Annotated in this window: 20 protein-coding genes; 7 read left to right on the top strand and 13 right to left on the bottom strand. The window is 66.3% G+C overall.

The genetic code is table 11. The annotated features are described in order from the left end of the window. Positions 1-4: 4 nt before the first annotated feature. The 3 genes from trpC to GGC30_RS03265 are packed head-to-tail and all read right to left on the bottom strand — an operon-like array spanning position 5 to position 2426. Positions 5-799 (bottom strand): indole-3-glycerol phosphate synthase TrpC, encoded by a 795-nt coding sequence (gene trpC, locus GGC30_RS03275; protein ID WP_055753522.1) that lies wholly within the window; start codon positions 797-799, stop codon positions 5-7. Next, positions 796-1833, bottom strand: coding sequence for an anthranilate phosphoribosyltransferase (gene trpD / locus GGC30_RS03270; RefSeq protein WP_153922714.1), 1038 nt, complete (start codon positions 1831-1833; stop codon positions 796-798). Before trpD ends, trpC begins: the two co-directional genes overlap by 4 nt. 2 nt (positions 1834-1835) lie before the next feature. Further along, entirely contained in the window at positions 1836-2426 is a 591-nt protein-coding gene (locus tag GGC30_RS03265) for an aminodeoxychorismate/anthranilate synthase component II (RefSeq protein ID WP_153922713.1), read from the bottom strand. An 88-nt stretch (positions 2427-2514) separates the two neighbouring features. Between GGC30_RS03265 and GGC30_RS03260 the strand changes: the two genes are divergently transcribed. After that, on the top strand, positions 2515-2718 hold the full coding sequence (locus GGC30_RS03260; protein WP_370451853.1) for a peptidoglycan-binding protein: 204 nt from the start codon (positions 2515-2517) through the stop codon (positions 2716-2718). Here the strand turns inward: GGC30_RS03260 and trpE are convergent. Then, positions 2715-4232, bottom strand: a complete 1518-nt coding sequence (trpE, locus tag GGC30_RS03255) for an anthranilate synthase component I (protein WP_153922712.1) — start codon at positions 4230-4232, stop codon at positions 2715-2717. The two genes, GGC30_RS03260 and trpE, sit on opposite strands and share 4 nt — an antisense overlap. After that, a complete protein-coding gene (locus GGC30_RS03250) occupies positions 4229-6136 on the bottom strand; it encodes a peptidylprolyl isomerase (RefSeq protein WP_153922711.1) in 1908 nt (635 codons plus the stop codon). The genes trpE and GGC30_RS03250 overlap by 4 nt, the downstream gene beginning before the upstream one ends. A 140-nt stretch (positions 6137-6276) precedes the next feature. Between GGC30_RS03250 and tpiA the strand changes: the two genes are divergently transcribed. The 4 genes from tpiA (at position 6277) to GGC30_RS16220 (ending at position 9563) form a co-directional block, all read left to right on the top strand. Further along, positions 6277-7029, top strand: coding sequence for a triose-phosphate isomerase (gene tpiA, locus GGC30_RS03245; protein WP_153922710.1), 753 nt, complete (start codon positions 6277-6279; stop codon positions 7027-7029). Positions 7030-7093: 64 nt separating this feature from the next. After that, on the top strand, positions 7094-7525 hold the full coding sequence (gene secG, locus GGC30_RS03240) for a preprotein translocase subunit SecG (RefSeq protein ID WP_017503940.1): 432 nt from the start codon (positions 7094-7096) through the stop codon (positions 7523-7525). A gap of 122 nt (positions 7526-7647) precedes the next feature. After that, positions 7648-9300, top strand: a complete 1653-nt coding sequence (locus GGC30_RS03235) for a CTP synthase (protein ID WP_153922709.1) — start codon at positions 7648-7650, stop codon at positions 9298-9300. 98 nt (positions 9301-9398) lie between these two features. After that, complete coding sequence (locus GGC30_RS16220) at positions 9399-9563, top strand: hypothetical protein (protein WP_165116665.1); 165 nt, start codon at positions 9399-9401, stop codon at positions 9561-9563. Between the two features lies 1 nt (position 9564). Here the strand turns inward: GGC30_RS16220 and GGC30_RS03230 are convergent, their stop codons facing one another. The 5 genes from GGC30_RS03230 to GGC30_RS03210 form a co-directional block, all read right to left on the bottom strand. Continuing rightward, on the bottom strand, positions 9565-10920 hold the full coding sequence (locus tag GGC30_RS03230) for a hypothetical protein (protein WP_153922708.1): 1356 nt from the start codon (positions 10918-10920) through the stop codon (positions 9565-9567). A gap of 57 nt (positions 10921-10977) precedes the next feature. Next, entirely contained in the window at positions 10978-11316 is a 339-nt protein-coding gene (locus GGC30_RS03225) for a hypothetical protein (protein ID WP_370451852.1), read from the bottom strand. A gap of 39 nt (positions 11317-11355) precedes the next feature. Further along, positions 11356-11922, bottom strand: a complete 567-nt coding sequence (locus tag GGC30_RS03220; protein WP_370451851.1) for an N-acetyltransferase family protein — start codon at positions 11920-11922, stop codon at positions 11356-11358. Next, entirely contained in the window at positions 11919-14138 is a 2220-nt protein-coding gene (locus tag GGC30_RS03215; protein ID WP_153922707.1) for a S9 family peptidase, read from the bottom strand. The genes GGC30_RS03220 and GGC30_RS03215 overlap by 4 nt, the downstream gene beginning before the upstream one ends. A gap of 79 nt (positions 14139-14217) precedes the next feature. Further along, the gene (locus GGC30_RS03210) at positions 14218-16002 is read right to left on the bottom strand and encodes an acyl-CoA dehydrogenase (RefSeq protein WP_153922706.1); all 1785 of its coding nucleotides are present in this window, start codon (positions 16000-16002) and stop codon (positions 14218-14220) included. A 134-nt stretch (positions 16003-16136) separates the two neighbouring features. Here GGC30_RS03210 and GGC30_RS03205 point away from each other — a divergent pair, with 134 nt between their 5' ends. Then, positions 16137-16688 (top strand): cytochrome b, encoded by a 552-nt coding sequence (locus GGC30_RS03205; protein ID WP_153922705.1) that lies wholly within the window; start codon positions 16137-16139, stop codon positions 16686-16688. Further along, entirely contained in the window at positions 16685-17602 is a 918-nt protein-coding gene (locus GGC30_RS03200; protein ID WP_370451850.1) for an L-threonylcarbamoyladenylate synthase, read from the top strand. The genes GGC30_RS03205 and GGC30_RS03200 overlap by 4 nt, the downstream gene beginning before the upstream one ends. Here GGC30_RS03200 and GGC30_RS03195 read toward each other — a convergent pair. From GGC30_RS03195 to yaaA, 3 genes are read right to left on the bottom strand one after another with little or no spacing between them, the layout of a single operon-like run. Further along, positions 17599-18666 (bottom strand): patatin-like phospholipase family protein, encoded by a 1068-nt coding sequence (locus tag GGC30_RS03195; RefSeq protein ID WP_153922704.1) that lies wholly within the window; start codon positions 18664-18666, stop codon positions 17599-17601. The genes GGC30_RS03200 and GGC30_RS03195 overlap by 4 nt on opposite strands. Before the next feature lie 18 nt (positions 18667-18684). Then, positions 18685-19527: a 3-hydroxybutyrate dehydrogenase gene (locus GGC30_RS03190; protein WP_153922703.1), complete on the bottom strand. Its 843-nt coding sequence runs from the start codon at positions 19525-19527 to the stop codon at positions 18685-18687. A 53-nt stretch (positions 19528-19580) separates the two neighbouring features. Further along, complete coding sequence (gene yaaA, locus GGC30_RS03185; protein WP_153922702.1) at positions 19581-20351, bottom strand: peroxide stress protein YaaA; 771 nt, start codon at positions 20349-20351, stop codon at positions 19581-19583. Positions 20352-20411: the final 60 nt, after the last annotated feature.

Below are 20411 nucleotides of genomic sequence, written 5' to 3'. Positions count from 1 at the left end.
CGGCTCAAACGGCCAGCAACTGACGGGTCGCCACCTCGACATCGGCCTGGCGCATCAGGCTCTCGCCGACCAGGATCGCCTGGGCATGGGCAGCCGAAACGCGCGCCACGTCGTCGGGCGTGAAGATGCCGCTCTCGGCGACCAGCAGAGCGCGCACGGGGCTGAGCATCGACAGCCGCTCCGTGGTTTCCAGATCGACCTCGAACGTGCGCAGCGAGCGATTATTGACCCCCACCAGATCGCCGCCCAGCGCACAAGCGCGCGCCATTTCTTCCTCGTCGTGCGTCTCGATCAGCGCGTCCATGCCAAAGCGTTCGGCTTCCGACAGCAGCTCGGCGGCCAACCGGTCATCGACCATGGCCAAGATGATTAGGATGCAGTCGGCGCCCAGGGCGCGGCTTTCGGCGACCTGCCAAGGATCGACCAAGAAATCCTTGCGCAGGCAGGGCAGGGCGACGGCCTCGCGGGCCTGGCCCAGATAGGCGTCGTCGCCCTGGAAGCTGGGGGCATCGGTCAGCACCGACAGACAGGCCGCACCGCCGGCCTCATAGGCGCGGGCCAGAGCCGGTGGATCGAAATCGGGCCGGATCAGGCCCTTAGACGGGCTGGCCTTCTTTATCTCGGCGATCAGGGCGGGACGACCGGTTTCCTCTCCGACCCGCTCCAAGGCGACGCGAAAGCCGCGCGGAGCCGACGCATTGCGGGCCAAGGCTTCGATCGCGTCCTGTGAGGTCGCAGCCTTGCGGGCAGCGACGTCCTCGCGCTTGTAGGCGGCGATACGGTCCAGAACGTCGGTCATGCGGGCTCTTCGCTTTCCAGCGGCGTGGAGGTGATGAGGGCCAGGCGATCCAGCGCCTCGGCGGCTCGACCGTCGTCGATAGCGGCCGCGGCGAGCGCGGCGCCCTCGGCCAGATCCGCCGCGCGGTCTGACACAACCAGGGCGGCGGCGGCGTTCAGCAGCACGATGTCGCGGTAGGGTCCGGCCGCGCCGGCCAGAAGCGCGCGCAGGGCGACGGCATTCTCCTCGGCGTCGCCGCCGCGAATGTCTGCGATAGAGGCGCGCGGCAGGCCGGCGTCCTCGGGCGTGACCTGGAAGCGACGAACCGCGCCATCCTTCCACTCGGCGACGTCCGTGGGTCCGGAAGTCGCCAGTTCGTCCAGGCCTTGACCGTGAACGGTCCAAGCCCGGGTGGCGCCGAGCCGGCCCAGCACCTCGGCCAGCGGCTCCAGCAGGCGCGGATCATAGACGCCCATAACCTGTCGCCTTGCAGACGCCGGGTTCGAAAGCGGTCCCAACAGGTTGAAGACGGTGCGAAAACCGATTTCGGCCCGCACCGGCCCGACGTGACGCATCGCCCCATGATAGGCGGGCGCGAACAGGAAGCAGATACCGGCCCCGTCCAACGCCTTCTTCTGCTGCGCCTGCGACGCCATCAGGTTCACGCCTAGGATCGACAAGACGTCGGAAGAGCCTGATTTCGATGACATTGCGCGGTTGCCATGCTTGGCGACCTTCAGACCGGCGCCGGCCAGAACCAGGGCTGCGGCGGTCGAGATATTGTAGGTGTGCTGACCGTCGCCCCCGGTGCCGCAGGTGTCGATCACCTCATAGGGATGATCCAGCGTCAGGGCGGCTTCACGCATCGCGCCCGCGAAGGCGGCGATTTCGTCCACGGTCTCGCCGCGCATCCGCATGGCGGTGACGGCGGCGGCGACTTGCGACGGGGTCGGCTCGCCGCGCAGGCAGGCGGCGAAGAAGTCGTGCGCCTGCTGGGACGTCAGGGGATGGCCCTCGACCAGTCGGGCGAGGATCGGCTTGAACCCGTCGCCCATGGTCAGGCGGCCGCGAGGCGCTTTACGCCGGCGATCTCAAGGAAGTTGGCCAGCATGTCGTGACCGTGCTCGGTGGCGATGGATTCCGGGTGGAACTGCACGCCGTGGATCGGACGGGTGCGATGCTGCAGGCCCATGATCTCGCCGTCGGCGGTCCAGGCGGTGACCTTCAGGCAATCGGGCAGGGTTTCGCGCTTTACCGCCAGCGAGTGATAGCGTGTGGCGGTGAAGGGCGAGGGCAGGCCGGCGAAGACGCTCTGGCCTTCATGAAGGATCGGCGAGGTCTTGCCGTGCATCAGGGTCTTGGCGCGGATGACGTCGCCGCCGAAGGCCTGGCCGATGGCTTGATGCCCCAGACATACGCCCAGGATCGGCATCGACTCTGGCGCGGTCGTGATCAACGGCAGGCAGATGCCGGCCTGATCCGGCGCGCAAGGGCCGGGCGACAGCAGAACGGCGGCGGGGTTCAGCGCCCACGCCTCGTCCACCGTCAGGTCGTCGTTGCGCACCACATGCGTCGGCGCGCCCAACTCCGCGAGGTAGTGGACGAGATTATAGGTGAAGCTGTCGTAGTTATCGACGACGAGGATCATGGTTTGGCTTCTAGGCGTGACGCGCGTCCGCGCCAAGCGGGCGCGGCCTTAAAGCGCATTTTAACTCGACGGGGCTAAGACTGGGCGGGTGAAACTCGCCGCTGAAAAAGACATCGCCGTCAAGATCGCCGCCGCCAAGGCGAAGCTGGTCGTGGTCGAAACCAGGCCCAACCCCGTCGCCGCGCTTGGCGCAGCCGCCCTCGCGGCGACTGCGGCGGTTTTGATGGCGGGCGTCGTCATCATCGGGCCGGGCGTGCAGTTCAACGACCCGGCGGTGACGATTTCGCGCTAGCGATTGCCGGCCCGAAAGCGCCAGGCGTCCTCCGCCGCCCGCATCGGCGCGCGCGCCTTGTGCTGGGTCTCGGCGTACTCGGACGCAGGGTCGCTGTCGGCGACGACGCCGGCCCCGGCCTGAACGAAGATCCGATCGTCGGCGAAAAGGGCGGTGCGCAGGGTGATGCAGATGTCCGCCTCGCCGCCAGCCGAAATATAGCCGACGCCGCCGCCGTATCCGACGCCGCGCTTTTCGCTTTCCAGTTCGTCGATGATCTCCATCGCGCGCACCTTGGGCGCGCCCGACAGTGTCCCGGCTGGCAGAGCGGCCAGCAGCGTGTCCACCGCATCCAGCCTGGGGTCAGCCTTGCCCCGCACGTTGGAGACGATGTGCATGACCTGGCTGTAGCGTTCGACGACGAAGCTCTCGGTGACCTCGACCGTGCCGGGCGCCGCGACTCGCCCCACATCGTTGCGGCCCAGGTCCAGCAGCATCAGGTGCTCGGCAAGCTCCTTCGGATCAGCCAGCAGCTCGACTTCCAGCGCCTTGTCCGCTTCTGGCGTCGCGCCGCGCATGCGGGTGCCTGCCAGCGGTCTAATCGTAACCTCGCCGTCCTTCAGCCGAACCAGGATCTCGGGGCTAGAGCCGGCGAGCTGGAAGCCTTCGAAGTTCAGATAGAACAGATAGGGCGACGGGTTCTGGCGACGCAGCGAGCGATAGAAGGCGAAGGGATCGTCCGTCCACGGCGCCGAAAAGCGGTGGCTGAGGACGACCTGGAAAATGTCGCCGGCGCCGATGTAGTCCTTGGCCCTGGCGACCATCTCGCCGAAGGCCGGCTCGTCCACCGGCGAAGTGAAGACGGGAGCCGGCGTTTGCTGCGGGGCGGCGCGGACGGGCAGGGGGGCGCGCAAGGCCGTCTCGAACGCGTCCAGCCGCGCCGTCGCGGCGTCGAACGCCTCTTGCGGGGAGATTCCGGCGTCTGGATAGGCGGCCGACACCAGAATGATCTCGTGGCGGACCGAATCGAAGATGGCCACCAGCGACGGCCGTGTCAGCACGGCGTCGGGCAGATCGAGCGGATCGGGGTTTGGCGCGCCCAGCGGCTCAAGCAGTCGCACCATGTCGTAGCCGAAGACGCCGAACAGGCCCGCGGCCATCGGCGGCAGTCCCGCCGGCAGATCGAACTTTGACGCCGCGATCAGCGCGCGCAGGGATTGCAGCGCTGGCAAGTGTTCGGCTGTGAACCGACCTTCGCCTATGGCTGAGCCGCGCGACAGTTCAGCCGCGTTGGATCGACAACGCCAGACCACATCGGGATCCAGCGTCAGGATGGAATAGCGTCCCTTGACGGCACCGCCCTCGACCGATTCCAGCAGACAGGCGTACGGCCGGTCGCGTCCCAGCTTCAGATAGGCCGAGACCGGGGTTTCCAGGTCGTCAATAATCCGGCGAACCAGGACCTGCGGCCGACCGGCCGAAAGGCCGGCCGCGAAGGCGTCGAGCGTTATGTCGCGCGAAGCGTCGTCGGTCATTGCGCCGGTGCGGCGGGCGTTGCGCCACCCGACAGACCCAGGGCCGACAGCGCCTGGGCCGGGTCGTTCTTGGCCTTGGAGCGCTGAGCGCCCGCCGAGACCGACGATTCGACCATCGCCTGCACCAACTCCTGGGTCAGGCGCGGGCGGACCTGCTCGGCCAGCGGACCGGCCACGGCCGGATTGGCGGCGCGGACGTTGTCGACGCGGCCGACCACATAGGCGGTCTGCGATGCCGGCTGAGAGAAGGCCTGGCCCTTGGACTGGCCGAACAGGCCCTGAAGCACGCCCTGACCGAGGGCTTCCTGGGTTTGCTGATTGCGGATGACGCCGGTGCGCACGGTCAGCGGCGCATTGACCGAGCGGGCGACCGCGGCGATGTCCTCGCCATTGCGCACGCGGGTCGTCAGCTCTTCGGCCTTGGCCGACAGGCGACGCATGGTCTCCCGCTGGATCCATTGGGCGGCCAGGGGCTCACGCACCTCTGCCAGGGTCGGCAGGGCCGACGGGCGGATGTCGTTGACGCGCACGGCGAAATACTGACCCTGACCGGCGTCGATGACGTCGCTTTCGCCGCCCTTGGTCAGGCTCCAGGCCGTCTCGAAGATTTGCGGCGGAGCGTTCAGCGCCTGACCGTTCGGCAGCTTGCCGTCCTTGGTGAAGGGCGGCAGATCGACGACGCGACCGCCGGCCTCACGCGCCGCGTCAGCCAGGTTCTTGCCGGCCGTGCGGGCGGCTTCATATTTCTCGACCTTGGCGTAGGTCTGGGTCTTCACGTCCTCGGCGCGCAGTTCCTGGATCAGTTCCTCGCGAGCGCTGTCCAGCGTGGCGGGCGCGGCGGGCTGAACGGCCGTGACCTTGGCGACGGCGAAGCCGACACCGGCCTGAACGGGGTTGGACACCTGATTGGCTTGCAGGCCGAAGACGGCGGCTGCGGTCGCAGCGTCGCCGATGGCCGAGCGGGGCGTCTCGTTAAAGGCGGCAGGGGTGATATTGTTGGCGCGGCCGACGTCGGCGGGCGATTGGCCCGCGCGCAGGGCGGCGGCGATCTTCTGGGCCGTCTCGCGGTTCGGCGCGGTCAGGGTGACGAAGGAGCGCGTCTCGGGCTTGCTCAGCGTGTCCTTCTTGAACTCGAAGCGCTCGCGGATGCGGTCTTCCGAGATCGGCGCATTGGCCGAAGCCTCAGGCGTGAACAGAACCACCGACACCATGCGGAACTCGGGCGCGCGCAGGCGGTCGGCGTTCTCCTGGATGAAGGCGTTCAACTGGGCGTCGGTCGGGGCGGGGATCTGACCGGCCATCGCGGGGGTAACCTCGAACCAACGACCGTCGCGGCTTTCGAAGGCGGAACCGGCCAGCAGCGCGCCATAGATGCGCGGCACGCGGGCGCCGGCGAAGACGGCGGCGCCGAAATGCTCCGTGGCGTATTGGTCTCGCAAGTCCTGCTCCAGCATGGCGGGAGTCAGGTTCTGCTGCGCAAGAGCCGCCTCATAGGCCTGCTGGTCGAACTGTCCGGTGACCGAGTTGAAGAAGGCCGGGATCTGGCGGATCTGCTTGACGATCAGTTCCTTGCCCGGGCGGATGCCCGCCTTGTAGGCCCAGTTCAGGAAGCCCAGCTGCTGCGTCTGCTCGGTCAGGAAGCGGACGTGAATGTTTTCCGCAACCAGCTCCTGGTTCGTCAGGGGACGGCCGACCTGCTGCTGCAGCCGTTCACGCACCTGATCGAAGGCGGTGCGGAACTCGAGCTCGTTCATCGAGCGATCGCCCGCATCGATGACGTGTTTCGGTCCAAGGTTGGAGAAGACGTCCATCCGCGCGCCGACGATCACGAAGCTGATCGCGATCAGGACAAGCAGGGCGGCCGCCCATTTGGATCGAGAGAAGGCGCGGAAGGCGGTGAGCATTCGAAAACCCGGGACTGGCCGATATTGGCGTCAATCGTCGCGTATAGTCGGGGCGGGGCCGCCGCTGCAAGGATGGCTTCGTGTCCGGATTGCGGCGGCGCCTCTTGGCTTGGCGGTTTTCGCCTTCTAGACAGGCGGCCATGAAACAATCCGTGAAGATGATCGTCGGCAATTGGAAGATGAATGGCGTCTCGGCCGCCTTGGCGCAGGCTGAGGCGATCAGGGACGCCGTCGGAACGACGGGGCAAGGATGCCGTGTGGTGCTGTGCCCGCCGGCGACGCTGATCGAGCGTATGCAGTCCGCCCTGGCGGGCAGCGGCGTGGCCGTGGGCGGTCAGGACTGCCATGAGAAGCCCGCCGGCGCCTTTACCGGCTCTGTCTCGGCCGAAATGCTGGTCGACGCCGGCGCGACTGTTGTGATCCTGGGGCATTCCGAACGCCGCGCGGCTTTCGGCGAGACCGATGCGGACGTCGCCGCCAAGGTCGAGGCCGCCATCGCTGCCGGACTGGAGCCCATCGTGTGCGTCGGTGAAACCTTGCAGCAGCGGGAAGCGGGCGACGCCATCGCCGTGGTGTCGGGCCAGGTCGCGGGCTCGCTGCCGTCCAGCTTGGCCGAGCGCGACTTCGCGGTGGCCTATGAACCCGTTTGGGCCATCGGGACGGGCCTGACCCCCACTCTGGATCAGATCGCCGAGGTCCATGCCGCCGTGCGCGCCGCCATCGTCGCAAAGCTGGGAGAAGGCGCTCGCACCGCGCCCATTCTGTATGGCGGTTCGGTCAAACCGGACAATGCGCGCGACATTCTGGCTACGCCGGAAGTCGGCGGCGCGCTGGTCGGCGGCGCGTCCTTGAAGGCCGAGGACTTCATGCCGATCGTCAACGCCGCCACGTGACGTTTGCCCCGGGCGCGCTTCGATGATAGAGGCCGCCGCTTGATCGGCGCAGATCCGCGCCCACATGAATGACGCCATGCTCCAGACCATCCTGCTCGTCGCCATCATCATCGTCGCCATCGCGCTGACGGGCATCGTCCTGCTTCAGAAGTCCGAGGGCGGCGCCCTGGGCATGGGCGGCGGTCCGTCGGGCTTCATGACCGCACGCGGCGCAGGCAATCTTCTGACCGTCACCACCTGGTGGCTGGCGGCCGCGCTGTTCGCCCTGACGATTATTCTGACGGTCGTCGGCAATATGGACCGCGCCTCGGTGTCCGGCATCGACGCCGACGCTGTGGGTTCGCTGGCCACGACGCCGCAGACCCAGACGCAGCAACCCGCCCAGCAGCAGCCCGCTGCGCCGGCCAAACCGGCGACGCCCTCGCTGGATGATCTGGAAGCCAGCCTGCCGTCGGCCTCCACCGCTCCGGCGCCGGCTCAACAGCCCGCCCAATAGGGCTCCGACAGAGACCCGAGTTTCCGAAAGCGCGCCGCAGGGCGCGCTTTCTTCTTTTGATCAACAGTTCGATTCGACGGCGGCATGACCGAGCCGCGAATCATGGAGTAAGGTGTCCCCCCATGGCTCGCTATGTGTTCATCACCGGCGGCGTGGTTTCCTCGCTAGGAAAAGGCCTCGCCTCCGCCGCTCTCGGCGCTCTTTTGCAGGCGCGCGGCTACAAGGTCCGCCTGCGCAAGCTCGACCCCTATCTGAATGTCGATCCGGGCACGATGAGCCCGTATCAGCACGGCGAGGTCTTCGTGACCGACGACGGCGCCGAGACCGACCTGGACCTGGGCCACTATGAGCGGTTCACCGGCGTATCGGCGGCCAAGTCCGACAACATCACGACCGGCCGGATCTATTCGACCATTCTGGAGAAAGAGCGTCGCGGCGACTATCTGGGCGCCACCGTGCAGGTCATTCCGCACGTGACCGACCAGATCAAGTCCTTCTGCCTGACGCCCGCCCTGACCGACGCGGGCGAAGACGTCAACTTCGTGCTGGTCGAGATCGGCGGCACGGTCGGCGACATTGAGGGCCTGCCCTTCTTTGAGGCGATCCGCCAGTTGGGGCAGGACCTGCCGCGCGGCCAGAGTTGCTTTGTCCATCTGACGCTGCTGCCGTTCATCAAGACGGCCGGCGAGATGAAGACCAAGCCGACCCAGCACTCGGTCAAGGAACTGCGCTCCATCGGCATTCAGCCGGACATCCTGCTGTGCCGCTGCGAGCAGCCGATCCCGGCTGAGGAAAAGCGCAAGATCGGCCAGTTCTGCAACGTGCGCGAAAGCGGCGTCATTCAAGCAATGGACTCCGCCGACATCTATGCCGTGCCGCTGGACTATCACCGCGAGGGTCTGGACCGCGAAGTCCTGGCGCACTTCGGCATAAACGACGCGCCCGAGCCGGATCTGACCGGCTGGCAAGAGATCGCGCGTCGCCGCCTGCAGCCCGACGGCGAGGTGACCATCGCCGTGGTCGGCAAATACACCGTCCTGAAGGATGCCTATAAATCGCTGATCGAGGCCCTGCATCACGGGGGCGTGGCGAACAACGTCAAGGTCAACATCGATTGGGTCGAGGCCGACACCTTCGAAGGCGATCCCGAAGCCTGCGAGGAGCGTCTTCAGGGTGCGCACGCCGTCCTGGTGCCCGGCGGCTTCGGCGAGCGCGGCTCGGAAGGCAAGATCGAGGCGGCCCGCTTCGCCCGTGAGCGCAACATTCCCTATTTCGGCATCTGCTTCGGCATGCAGATGGCGGTGATCGAGGCGGCGCGGAACCTGGCCGGCTATCCCAAGGCCTCGTCCACCGAGTTCGGCCCAACCGCCGAGCCGGTTGTCGGCCTTATGACCGAATGGACCCAAGGCAATCAACGCGTGCTGCGTCAGCAGGGCGGCGACCTGGGCGGCACCATGCGTCTCGGCGCCTATGATTCGACACTGACAGCCGGGTCCAAGATCGCCGAGATCTACGGCTCGACCGCGATCAGCGAGCGTCACCGCCACCGCTACGAGGTCAACATCAACTATCGCGAGGCGATCGAGCAGAAGGGCGGGCTGGTCTTCGCCGGTCTCTCGCCTGACGGCGTCCTGCCCGAAACCGTCGAACGCCCGGACCACCCCTGGTTCATCGGCGTTCAGTATCACCCCGAGCTCAAGAGCCGTCCATTCGCGCCGCATCCGCTGTTCGCCAGCTTCATCGGCGCGGCCGTGGTGCAGAGCCGCCTCGTCTGACGGAACGCGGTTCGCACAGACTCCATCGGGTCCGCGTTTTGCAGTAGACTGTCCGGAACGGATCGGATTGGCACGATCCGAATGCGGCGGGACCGTCGATGATCGGCGAGTTGCTTTATCACCTGCACCGGCACGTGCGCCTGGTGCTGATCGCCGGAGCGCTGATGCTCGTGCTCGGCGTGGTCCTGGTCGGCTATGAAGCGCTGCGGCTTCTGGACCAGCCGCCGGCCCGCCCGGCCGAAGCCGGGCAGGCCTTGAGCTAGATCAGTCGATCTTCAGCCGCACGAAGAGCATCGCCCCGTCGGGATCGCCGCCGTACAGAGGCTCTAACGCCGTCGGCACGCGATTCATGGCATAGAGACCGCCGAGGCCGAACCGGACATATTCGGCGATCCGCCAGTCGCGGACCACGCCGACCGAAGCCTTGCCCACCGTATAGAGCGGGCCATGGCCGCCGCCGACGCCGGGAACCAGTTCATCCGTCTCGATCCGCTCGGCTCGGGCGAAGACGGTCCAGCGGTCGTTCGGATGGACCGCCGATTCCAGCAACCAGCCGTCCTTCGATTCGCCGTGGTCGTTGGTCTTTCGGCCCCAAGCCAGGGTCGAGGACCACCACCCGTCATCGCCCAGACGGCGGGTGTAGATGGCGCTGGCCGACCATTTCGTCTCGTTCTCGTCGGGCTCCAACTGTTCCGGCGCGGAGACATCGGCGTAGGACGCCTGCAGCGACCATTCGTCGGTCGGGTTCCAGGCAGCCCGCACTGACCAACTGTCCAGCCGTGGCGAATCGATGCCCCAGCGTTCCTCGTCCGGCTCGCGTCCCTTGAAGGCCGAGGTCTCGATCTTGAAGCGATCGTGCGCCCAGCCCAAGGTCGTCACGCCGAAGACGATGTGGGTCGAGTCGAGCCAGTGGTGGGTGATCGGCGCCTCGGGACTGTCCATCGCGCTCATGCGGTGCATGAAGGCGGGCGGGCCGAAGGCAGGTTCGCCGGGCAGGCCGATGTAGCCATAGACGCTGTCCTTGTCGGACAGGCGTTTCGAATAGCTGGCCGACAGCTCCATGAGCAGATCGTGCGGATGCTGGCGATCGACCAGCGGATTCACCCCATCCGCCGTCTCGCCCGCCGCCAGAAGCAGCGGATAACCGGATTTCCCCATCAGCGGATCGGGGCTGAGCATCGCGCGCAGGTTCAGTTTCGAACCGTCGTCGAAGTCGCGCCGCGCTGAGGTCATCAGCATGCCGGCGACGAAAGTCTTGTCGCCGCCGCGCGGACCGGACTGGCTGTCATAGACCAGGTTCAGCATGGCGTGGGTCATCACCATCCAGTCGCCACGGACGGTGTGGATGCCGCCGTGTTCGCCCGCGTCGGGTTGCCAGCCGGTTCCGGAGGCGTCGCGGTTGATGGGCCAGGGGCCATAGGGGCTGGTCATCGTGTGACCCATGCTGGCGTGATCGGTCATCGGGTCGGCCGATGACATGGCCATGTCGTGACCCGCGTGCGGATTGCCGGCTGGCGTGGTCGGCGGCGCGTGGTGCGAATGATCCTGCGCCGCCGCGGCCTGAGCCGGGGCGAGCAGGGAAGCGCCGGCGCAGGCGCCGACGAGAATACGGATAGCCATTCGAGGCCTCCTCTGATGATCGTGACGGAGTGCGCCCTGCGAGAGGCGCGAGGTGTGTCAGACGATCAGGAGGCGGGGTGGTCCGGGTTCGGGCGACAGCAGTTGCCCGACTGGCAAGGCGGCCGGAACCGCAGCGATGCGCGAGGGCGAAGGAGCCGGGCCGGATAGGGGCGCAGGATCCAGCGTGGGCGTCGCTACGCAGGCGACGCAGCAGATCATCGCCTTCATGGCCTTGGGCGCATGGTTCGGGGTCTGGTCGGGCGAAGACTGGCCTGTCTCATGGCCCGTCTCATGGCAAGGCGCGGCGGCTGCCGGCGACGCCGAGGCGCCGACAGCGCCGAGCGCCAGCACCGAGAGGGCGCCGATCAACAGCAACAGGGATTGAACGATCTTCACGGCGTCACGATAGGCGTCGGGTGATGACGTCGCAATGCGTCAGCGCAGCGGCTTCTTGTCGACAAGGGACAGGCCCGGCGCGTCGGGCGCTGTCGCGCCGCCGTCGCCCAGCGCCCGCTGCATGAACACCACGTCGCGCCAGTCGTCGTGCTTCCAGCCGGCCGCCTTGAACACGCCGGCGTCGGTGAAGCCGCGCGTGCGGTGCAGGGCGATTGAGCCGACGTTCTCCGCATCACCGATGACCGCGACCATCTGACGAAGACCCATCACTTCGCAGCGGACGATCAGCGCATCGAGCAGGGCGCCCGCGACGCCGCGCCCCCTGGCCCAGGGCGCGACGTAGATCGAGTCCTCGACCATGTAGCGATAGGCCTGACGCGTGCGAAACGGCCCGGCATAGGCGTATCCGGCGACCGCGCCGTCGATCTCGACCACAAGGCGCGGCAGGCCCAGGGCCGCGACGGCGGCGAGCCTTGCGGCCATCTCGGTCTCGTCAGGCGCCTCTAGCTCGAAGGTGCCGCGCCCATTGGCGACGCTTTCGGCGTAGATGGCCGTGATCGCGGCGATGTCGCCGGGACGGGCGTCGCGAACCGTCAGTCCGCTCACGCGTGCTTCCACCCCTTATCGATGGCCCAGACGGCGAAGGCGTAGTCGTGGGCGACTTCTTTCAGATAGTCGAAGCGCCCGGCAGCGCCGCCGTGACCGGCCTCCATGTTGATCTTCAACAGCACGGGCTTGCCCGAGGTGGTGGCGGGTCGCAGCTTGGCGACCCACTTCTCCGGCTCCCAGTAGGTGACGCGCGGATCGGACAGGCCGCCTGTCGCCAGGACTGCTGGATAGGCTTTCGGCTCGACCTGATCGTAGGGGCTGTAGCTCATCATATAGTCGTAGGCGGCCGGGTCCTCGATCGGGTTACCCCACTCGGGCCATTCGGGCGGCGTCAGCGGCAGGGAGGTATCGCTCATGGTGTTGATCACGTCCACGAACGGCACCTGACCGATGATCCCGGCCCACAGGTCGGGTCGCATGTTGTTGACCGCACCCATCAAGAGCCCACCGGCGGATCCGCCCTGAGCGACAATGTTTCCGGCCGTGGCGTACTTCTTGTCGATCAGGTGTTCGGCGGAGGCGATGAAGTCGGTGAAGGTGTTCTTCTTCGTCATCTTCCGCGCGTCGAGGAACCAGCCCCAGCCCTTGTCTGAACCGCCGCGAATATGGGCGATGGCGTAGATCCAGCCGCGATCGACCAGCGACAGCCGGTTGGTCGAGAAGCTGGCCGGCATGGGGATGCCGTAGGAGCCGTACCCGTAGAGCAGCAGGGGCGCCGAACCATCGACGGGCGTCGATTTGCGGCGCAGCACCGTCACCGGCACCAACTGACCGTCGGATGCCGGCGCGTTCAGCCGCTCGACCACATAGTCTTCGATGTTGTGACCGGACGGGATCTGCTGAGTTTTGCGCAGGGTCCGCTCGCGCGACGCCATGTCGTAGTCGAACGTCTGCGTCGGCGTAGACGGCGAGTTGTAGGTGTAGCGGGTGGTCGTCGTCTCGTATTCAGAGGCGCCGGCCAGCGACAGGGCGAAGGCCGGTTCGTCGACTGCGATCTCATGCTCGGCGCCGGCCCGGTCGCGGATGATGATGCGGGTGTTGGCGTCTGCGCGTTCCTGACGCGCCAGGTGATCATTCGTCAGGTCCAGGCCTTCGATGAAGCGGCCCGGAGTGTGCGGCACCAGATCGGTCCAGTTCGCCTTGGCCGGCGTCGCGGTCGGGGCCTGGACGATCTTGAAATCGATGGCCTCGTCCGCATTGGTGCGGATCACCCAGCGGTCGCCCCAGTGATCGACGTCGTAGCGGGTCGCCACCACGCGCGGCTCCAGCACGACGGGCTCGGCCGTCGGCGTGGCGGCGGGAATGTAGCGCGCCTCCGACGTTTCCTGGTTCTGGATGCCGATGACGATGAACTGGTCGTCGGCGGTGCGACCGACGCCGATGAACATGCCGTCGTCGGCTTCCTCATAGACCAGGGTGGTCTCGCCGCCGCGCGCCGGACGACGGAAGATCTTGTCCGGGCGGCCGTTGTCGTCGCGGTTAGTCCAGAAGATCCACTGGCTGTCCGGCGAGAAGACAAAGTCGCCGGTGGCGCTGTCGATCACCTCGGGCAGCACCTCGCCGGTCGCCAGATCCTTGACGTAGATCTTGTGAACCTCGGACCCCTGGGCGTCCTCGGCATAGGCGAACAGGCTGTGATCCGGGCTGTGGCTCGCGGCGGACACTTCCGAATAGGCCTTACCCTTGGCCAGTTCGTTGGCGTCCAGCAGCAGTTGAGGCGTGGGCGCCATGACGAAGTTTTTCGTCACCGGCTGACCATCCACCATCCAGGTGCCCTGACGCTCGACGCGCATGTAGCGGGGGTGCTGATCGCCGGTCTGGTATTCGACATAGTAGTTCCAGCCGCCATCCGGCGCGGGAACCGAGCTGTCGTCTTCCTTGATGCGGCCGCGCATCTCCGCGAACATCGTCTCCTGCAAGGGCAGGGTGGAGGCCATCATGGCCTCGCGGTAGGCGTTCTCGGCGGTCAGGTGTTCCTTGACCTCGGCCTTGATCAGGGTCGGATCACGCAGGACCGCCTGCCAATTGTCATCCTTCATCCACTGATAGTCGTCGGTCCGGGTGCGGCCCAGTTGTTCGATGACAACAGGGATTTTCTTGGCGACGGGCGGTTGAGGCATGAGGGATCCGATGGACTGACGGGCGAGCGTGGGGGAGGCCGAGACGGCGAGGGCGGTCGCCGCCGTGGACATGATCAGTTGCCGACGATTCATCGGACGCTCCCTGCTTGTTTGAAGCGCGGACCTTGAAGGTCCGGCCCCATCTACGTCAAACGAAGAAACGCCAAGCCGATCATCCGGCCAGCGCGTCTACCGTCATGCGCCGCAGCAGGTCGCCGCCCTGACCCACGGCCGCCAGCCGGCTGGAGACGTGGCCCAGCACATTGGCGGCATAGACTTCGTAGAGGTCTAGCTTGCCCTGCAGCCACACCGGATCGCCCTCGTTGGCGTCCAGCTTCGCCTTGGCCGCCAGCGCGCCCTTCGCCAGCATCCAGCCGCCGGCCACATCGCCCAGCAATTTCAGATAGGCGTCGGCCGCCGCCAGCACATCGGCCGCCGCATTCGGATCGGCCTTCTGATCCAGAAGCCACAGGGTCGCGTCCTCGACCGCCTCAATGGCGGTGGCGAACCGTTCGACCGGCTTGCCGCTGTAGAGCTTTCCGAGATCGAACAGCGTCGCCTTCATGTCCGCGATCAGCGCCTTGGCTGCATCGCCGCCGTCCATCGACAGTTTGCGACCAACCAGATCCATGGCCTGAATGCCGTTGGTCCCTTCGTAGATCGGGGCGATGCGGGCGTCGCGATAGTATTGCGCCGCGCCGGTCTCCTCGATGAAGCCCATGCCGCCATGGATCTGGACGCCCATCGAGGCGACCTCGCAGCCGATATCGGTGGACCAGGCCTTGGCGATCGGCGTGAACAGGTCCTCGCGTCCCTTCCAATGGCGACGTTCCTCGTCGGTCCCGGCGTGCCGGGCCAGATCGGCGGCGACGCCGGTCGACAGGCACACGGCGCGCGCCGCCGAGATCTTGGCCTTCATGACGCTGAGCATGCGGCGCACGTCGGGATGGTCAAAGATCGGGGCGTTGGCCTCGCCGGTCCAGACCGAACGACCCTGGCGACGGTCCAAGGCATAGGCGAGGGCGTGCTGATAGGCGCGTTCGGCGATGCCGACGCCCTCGACGCCGACCGCCAGGCGCGCTGCGTTCATCATCACGAACATATGGGCCAGGCCCTGGTTCGGCTGACCGACCAACTCCGCGGTCGCCCCTTCATAGCTCATGACGCAGGTCGGCGAGGCGTGGATGCCCAGCTTGTGCTCGACGCCGACCGGACGGAAGGCGTTACGGTCGCCGAGCGTGCCGTCTTCCTTCACCGCGAATTTCGACGCCAGGAACAGGCTGATGCCCTTTGGCCCCTTGGGCGCGTCCGGCAGGCGAGCCAGCACCAGATGGACGATGTTGTCGGTCGCATCGTGGTCGCCCCAGGTGATGTAGATTTTCTGCCCGTTCAGCGCATAGGTCCCGTCGCCGTTCGGCGTCGCCGTGGTGATCAGCGAGCCCAGGTCCGATCCGGCGCCCGGCTCGGTCAGCACCATGGCGCCGGTCCATTCGCCGCTGACCAGCCTGGTCAGATATTTGGCCTTCTGCTCTTCCGTTCCGACCTGCTCCAGCGCCTCGATCGAGGCCAGCGACAGCATGGGACACAGGCCGAACGCCATGTTGGCGGCATGGACGGTCTCGTAGGCCGCCAGTTCCAGCGCCTTGGGCAGGGCCTGTCCGCCCGCTTCGGTCGAAGCCGACAGCCCGGTCCAGCCGCCGGCCGCGAACTGGCGATAGGCGTCGGCGAAACCGGGCGCGGCGGTGACGGCGCCGTTGGCGTAGGTCGAGCCCTTCTGATCCCCAATCCTGTTCAGCGGCGCCAGCACCTCTTCGGAGAATTGTCCCGCCGCCTCCAGAACGGCGCCGGCGACGTCGGCGTCGTAGTCGGGAAAGGCGCCGGTTGCGGCCACGTCGGCCATGCCGGCGACGGATTCCAGAGTGAAGGCCAGGTCTCGAACGGGCGCGCGATAGGTCATGGGTTTCCTCAATCGTCTTTGCGGCCTAAGTGCCGCGTCGGGGCCTGTTGCTGCAAGCGTCTTGGCGACGCGCCCCGTCTCAGTGCAAAGTGGCTGAATGCATGGTGACGCCGTGCCGTCGCGGAAGGGAAGACATGGGCGAGCCCCGCAATCGATATTCGACCGTTTCCCTGCTGGTGCACTGGGGCATCGCCGCCGCCGTTCTGGCGCAGGTGCTGCTGATCACGGCGCATGAGAATACAGAAGGGCCGATTTCGGGCCAGTTCGTCATGCTGCACAAGTCGCTGGGTCTGACGATACTGGTGCTGACCCTTTCGCGGATCGGATGGCGCTTGGCGCATCCGGCGATTCCTTTGCCGTCGGCCTTGCCGCGATGGCAGAAGGTGGCGGCGCGCGCGACGCACGTCCTGTTCTATCTAACTCTGATCGTCATTCCGATGACCGGTTGGCTCGCATCATCGGCGGGCGGGCGCGCGATCGAGTGGTTCGGCCTCTTCTCCTGGCCCCTCTTGCCCGTCGGCGGCGGGCGCGAAGCAGCGCGCAGCCTGATGGGGCTGCACGAACTGGCGGTGAAGGGTCTCTATGTCTTGATCGCCCTGCATGTGATCGCGGCGCTGAAGCACCAGTTCATTGATCGGGACAATGTGCTGCACCGGATGATCCCGATCATCCCGCGCCGACCGTGAGCCAAACGCCGCTGCAAGCCGCTCAGGCGCTGGCGAACGGCGATCTGATCCTGCTGCCGACCGAGACCGTTTATGGACTGGGAGCCGATGCAAGTAATGCCGAGGCGGTCGCCGCTATCTTCGTCGCGAAAGGGCGACCGAAGTTCAATCCGCTGATTTCGCATGTCGTGGATGTCGATGCGGCGGCCAAGATTGGCGAGCTCGGCCCGCTCGGACTTGCCTTGGCGGACGCCTTCTGGCCCGGACCCTTCACCCTGATCACGCCAATCCTGGACACGCGCAGGGTCTGCGACTTGGCGCGCGCCGGACTGGACAGCGTCGCGATCCGCGTTCCGGCGCATCCGGTGGCGAGGGAAGTGTTGGCGGCGTTCGGCGGCCCGGTCGTGGCCCCCTCGGCCAATCGTTCCGGACGACCGAGCCCGACGACCTTCACAGATGCTGTCGAGGAGACGGGCTTTGCCGTCTCAGCGGCTGTCGATGGCGGGCCTTGCCAGGTCGGTCTGGAAAGCACGGTCGTGTCGGTGCTGGGGGGACGGGTCGCCCTGCTGCGTCCAGGCGCCATCACTCGATCCGAGATCGAGGCGGTCGTTGGTCCCATTGAAGAGGGCGTAGAGGGGCATCGTTCGCCCGGGCGACTGACCCTGCACTATGCACCGGACGCGCCGGTTCGCATCGAGGCCGGCGCTGCGCGTGACGGCGAGATCCTGCTCGGCTTTGGCCCTGACGCCGGTGAGCCGCGCTGGAGTCTGAGCCCGTCGGGCGACCTGCGCGAAGCCGCCGCCAATCTGTTCCGACTGCTGCGCGAGGCCGACCGCACACAGCCGACGGGTATCGCCGTTTCGCCGATTCCGACGACGGGACTGGGTGAAGCCATCAACGACCGTCTGCGCCGCGCCGCAGGCTTCGTCGGCTAACCGAAGCGGGCCTGAAGATCGACGCTGGACTGGCGTCCGACGCTGCCCAGGCAGGCGTTCAGCCAATCGTCGGCGGCCGCGCGTCCCCGCGCCTTCAGGTCGTTGAGGAAACCCCATTCGGTGTTGAACTTGGATCGCAGCGACAGGTCCGAAAGCCAGCCGTCCGCCTCGATCGCGTGCAGTCGGACGTGCCGATAAGGCCCGGCGCCGCCGCCCCGCAACTGCCCATGTTCGATCAGTTCACCCGCCAGGGCGATGGCGCGCAGTTCGGCGACCAGCGGCGCGTTGAAGACGATCTCGTTCAGCCGATCGACGATGTCGCCTGCGCTTTTAGGCGTCTCGTCGCGCACCATCGGATTGAGTGTGATCAACAGCACGTCGTCCGGCGTGTCATCTCCGGTCAACGGCCACAGCGGCGGATTGGTCAGATAGCCGCCGTCCCAATAGGGCTCCCCGTCGATCTCTACGGCTTGAAACAGATGGGGCAGGCAGGCCGACGCCATCAGGACATCGGCGTTGATCTCATTCGTCTGGAAGATGCGCGCTTTCGCCTGGCGCACAGCGGTGGCGGCGACGAAAAGCCGGATGTCCGAGGCCTGGACGGCGCGGAAATCGACCGAGGCCTGCAAAACCCGTTTCAGAGGATTATGATTCAGCGGATTGAATTCATAAGGACTCATCGACATCGCCAGCGTCTCGCCCGCACGCCAGAATGGGTTCTCCTTGATCCAGTCGGGCGTCCGCGCCGCATTCCAAATCGCGCTGTCGCCGAAGACGTTGCGACCGCCGGACTGATTCACCTCTCGCCAGAGCTTGTCCAACGCGGCGCGGCCATCCCCTGACGCGAGGCCCGACACCAAGGCCGTGCCGTTCATCGCTCCCGCTGAGACGCCGGACACCGCGCGAATATCAAGCCGATCGTCTTCCAACAGACGATCCAGCACGCCCCATTGGAAGGCGCCGTGTGCGCCGCCGCCCTGAAGTGCAAGGCAGATGGGACGTCGGGCGGGAGAGGCGGGAACGGAGCCTGCCGCCTCGGCGGTCTTGCGCTTAAAAATCGCCATGACCGCCGTCTTCCTTTGCTATTGCGCGGTCCAGCCGCCGTCGATGGAGAAGCTGGCCCCGTTGGCCGAGGCGCCGAGGTCGCTGACCAGATAGAGGAAGATGCCGGTCAATTCCTCCGTCGTGACGAACCGCTTTGTGGGCTGGGCCGCCAGGATCACGTCCGTCAGCACCTGCTCCTCGGTCATGTTTCGCGTGCGCGCCTGATCCGCGATCTGTTTGGTCACGATCGGGGTCTCGACAAAGCCGGGGCAGATTGCGTTGCAGGTGATGTTGTCGCGCGCCAGTTCCAGCGCTGCGGTCTTGGTGAAGCCGATTATGCCGTGCTTTGCCGCGACATAGGCGGACTTGAACGGACTTGCCACCAGACCGTGCGCAGAGGCCATGTTGACGATCCGGCCGCGCCCCTGCGCCTTCATGATCGGGATGGCAGCGCGCGTGGCGTAAAAGGCCGACGACAGGTTGATGGCGATGATCTTTTCCCACTGATCGGTGGGGAAGTTCTCGACGGATTCAACGTGCTGGATGCCGGCGTTGTTGACCAGGATATCCAGGCGGCCCAGTTCGCGTTCAGCGAAGGCGATCATGTCGGCGATCTCTTCGCCACGCGTCATGTCCGCCGGATGATAGAGGACGCGAACGCCGGATGAGGCCTCCAGATCGGCGCGGGTGCGCTCGATCTCCGCGGGGTCGCCCAGGCCGTTCAAAACGACTTCACCGCCGCCTGCCGCCACGGCGCGCGCGAGAGCCAGCCCGATGCCAGAGGTCGAGCCCGTGATGACCGCGACCTGCCCTTTCAGATCGCCGATACCGCGTGCCGCCCGACTGTCAGCGCCCGTGGAGTCCTTAGGCTCTTGCGACATAAATCCGCCCCTTCGTTTGTTTTGGCGAGATTAGCGGGAGGTCGATGTCGGGATCAAGAATTTCCCGATCTGATGAATATCCACTCGGCGTCGGTCGAGGCGGCCTTGTCGAACGCATAACCGTCCCGGTCGAAAGCCTTCAGGTCCGCGACCCGTTCCACGCGCTCGTCGATCGCGAACCGCGCCATGGCCCCGCGCGCCTTCTTGGCGAAGAAGGAGATGATGCGGCTCTCGCCGTTCTTCTCTTCCCGGAACTGAGGCGTGACGACAGGCAGTTTCAGAGCCTTAGCATCGACGGCGCCGAAATATTCCTGGCTGGCCAGGTTCACCAGCGTCGGATCCGACTGGCCCTCGGCGTCTTCGTTCAATTGTTTGGAAATCCGGTCGCCCCAGAAGTCGTACAGGCTCGCCCCGCGACGCGTCTTCAGCCGCGTGCCCATCTCCAGGCGATAGGGCTGGATCCGGTCCAACGGACGCAGCAGGCCATAAAAGCCGGACAGGATGCGCAAATGATCCTGCGCGAAAGCCAAGGCGTCGGCGTCCAGTTCGCGCGCTCGCAAGCCCTCATACACATCGCCGGCAAAGGCGAAGGCCGCCTGAACGCCCTCTGTGGATTCAGGATCGAAAGCCTTGAAGCGCGCGGCGTTCAGGGTCGCCAGATCGTCGGAAATCCCCATCAGCCGACGCAGGTCCGCCTTGGTCTGGCGCTTGGCGGTTTTGGACAGGCTGGCTGTATCTTCGACGAACCGGCGGTTGCTGCCGGGAATAGCCCCATCGGCTTCGGTGAAATCGAGGCGCTTGGCCGGGGAAAGAACAATCAGCAAGACGCGGCTCCGTAATGTCGCCGCCCACATAGGATGCTTCGATGACGATTTGAACCGGCT

Origin of the sequence: Brevundimonas sp. SPF441, from assembly GCF_009661015.1 — a bacterium.
Classification (GTDB): domain Bacteria; phylum Pseudomonadota; class Alphaproteobacteria; order Caulobacterales; family Caulobacteraceae; genus Brevundimonas; species Brevundimonas vesicularis.
The sequence above is the reverse complement of the archived record's forward strand: the minus strand, read 5'-3'. Positions and strand labels throughout refer to the sequence as shown.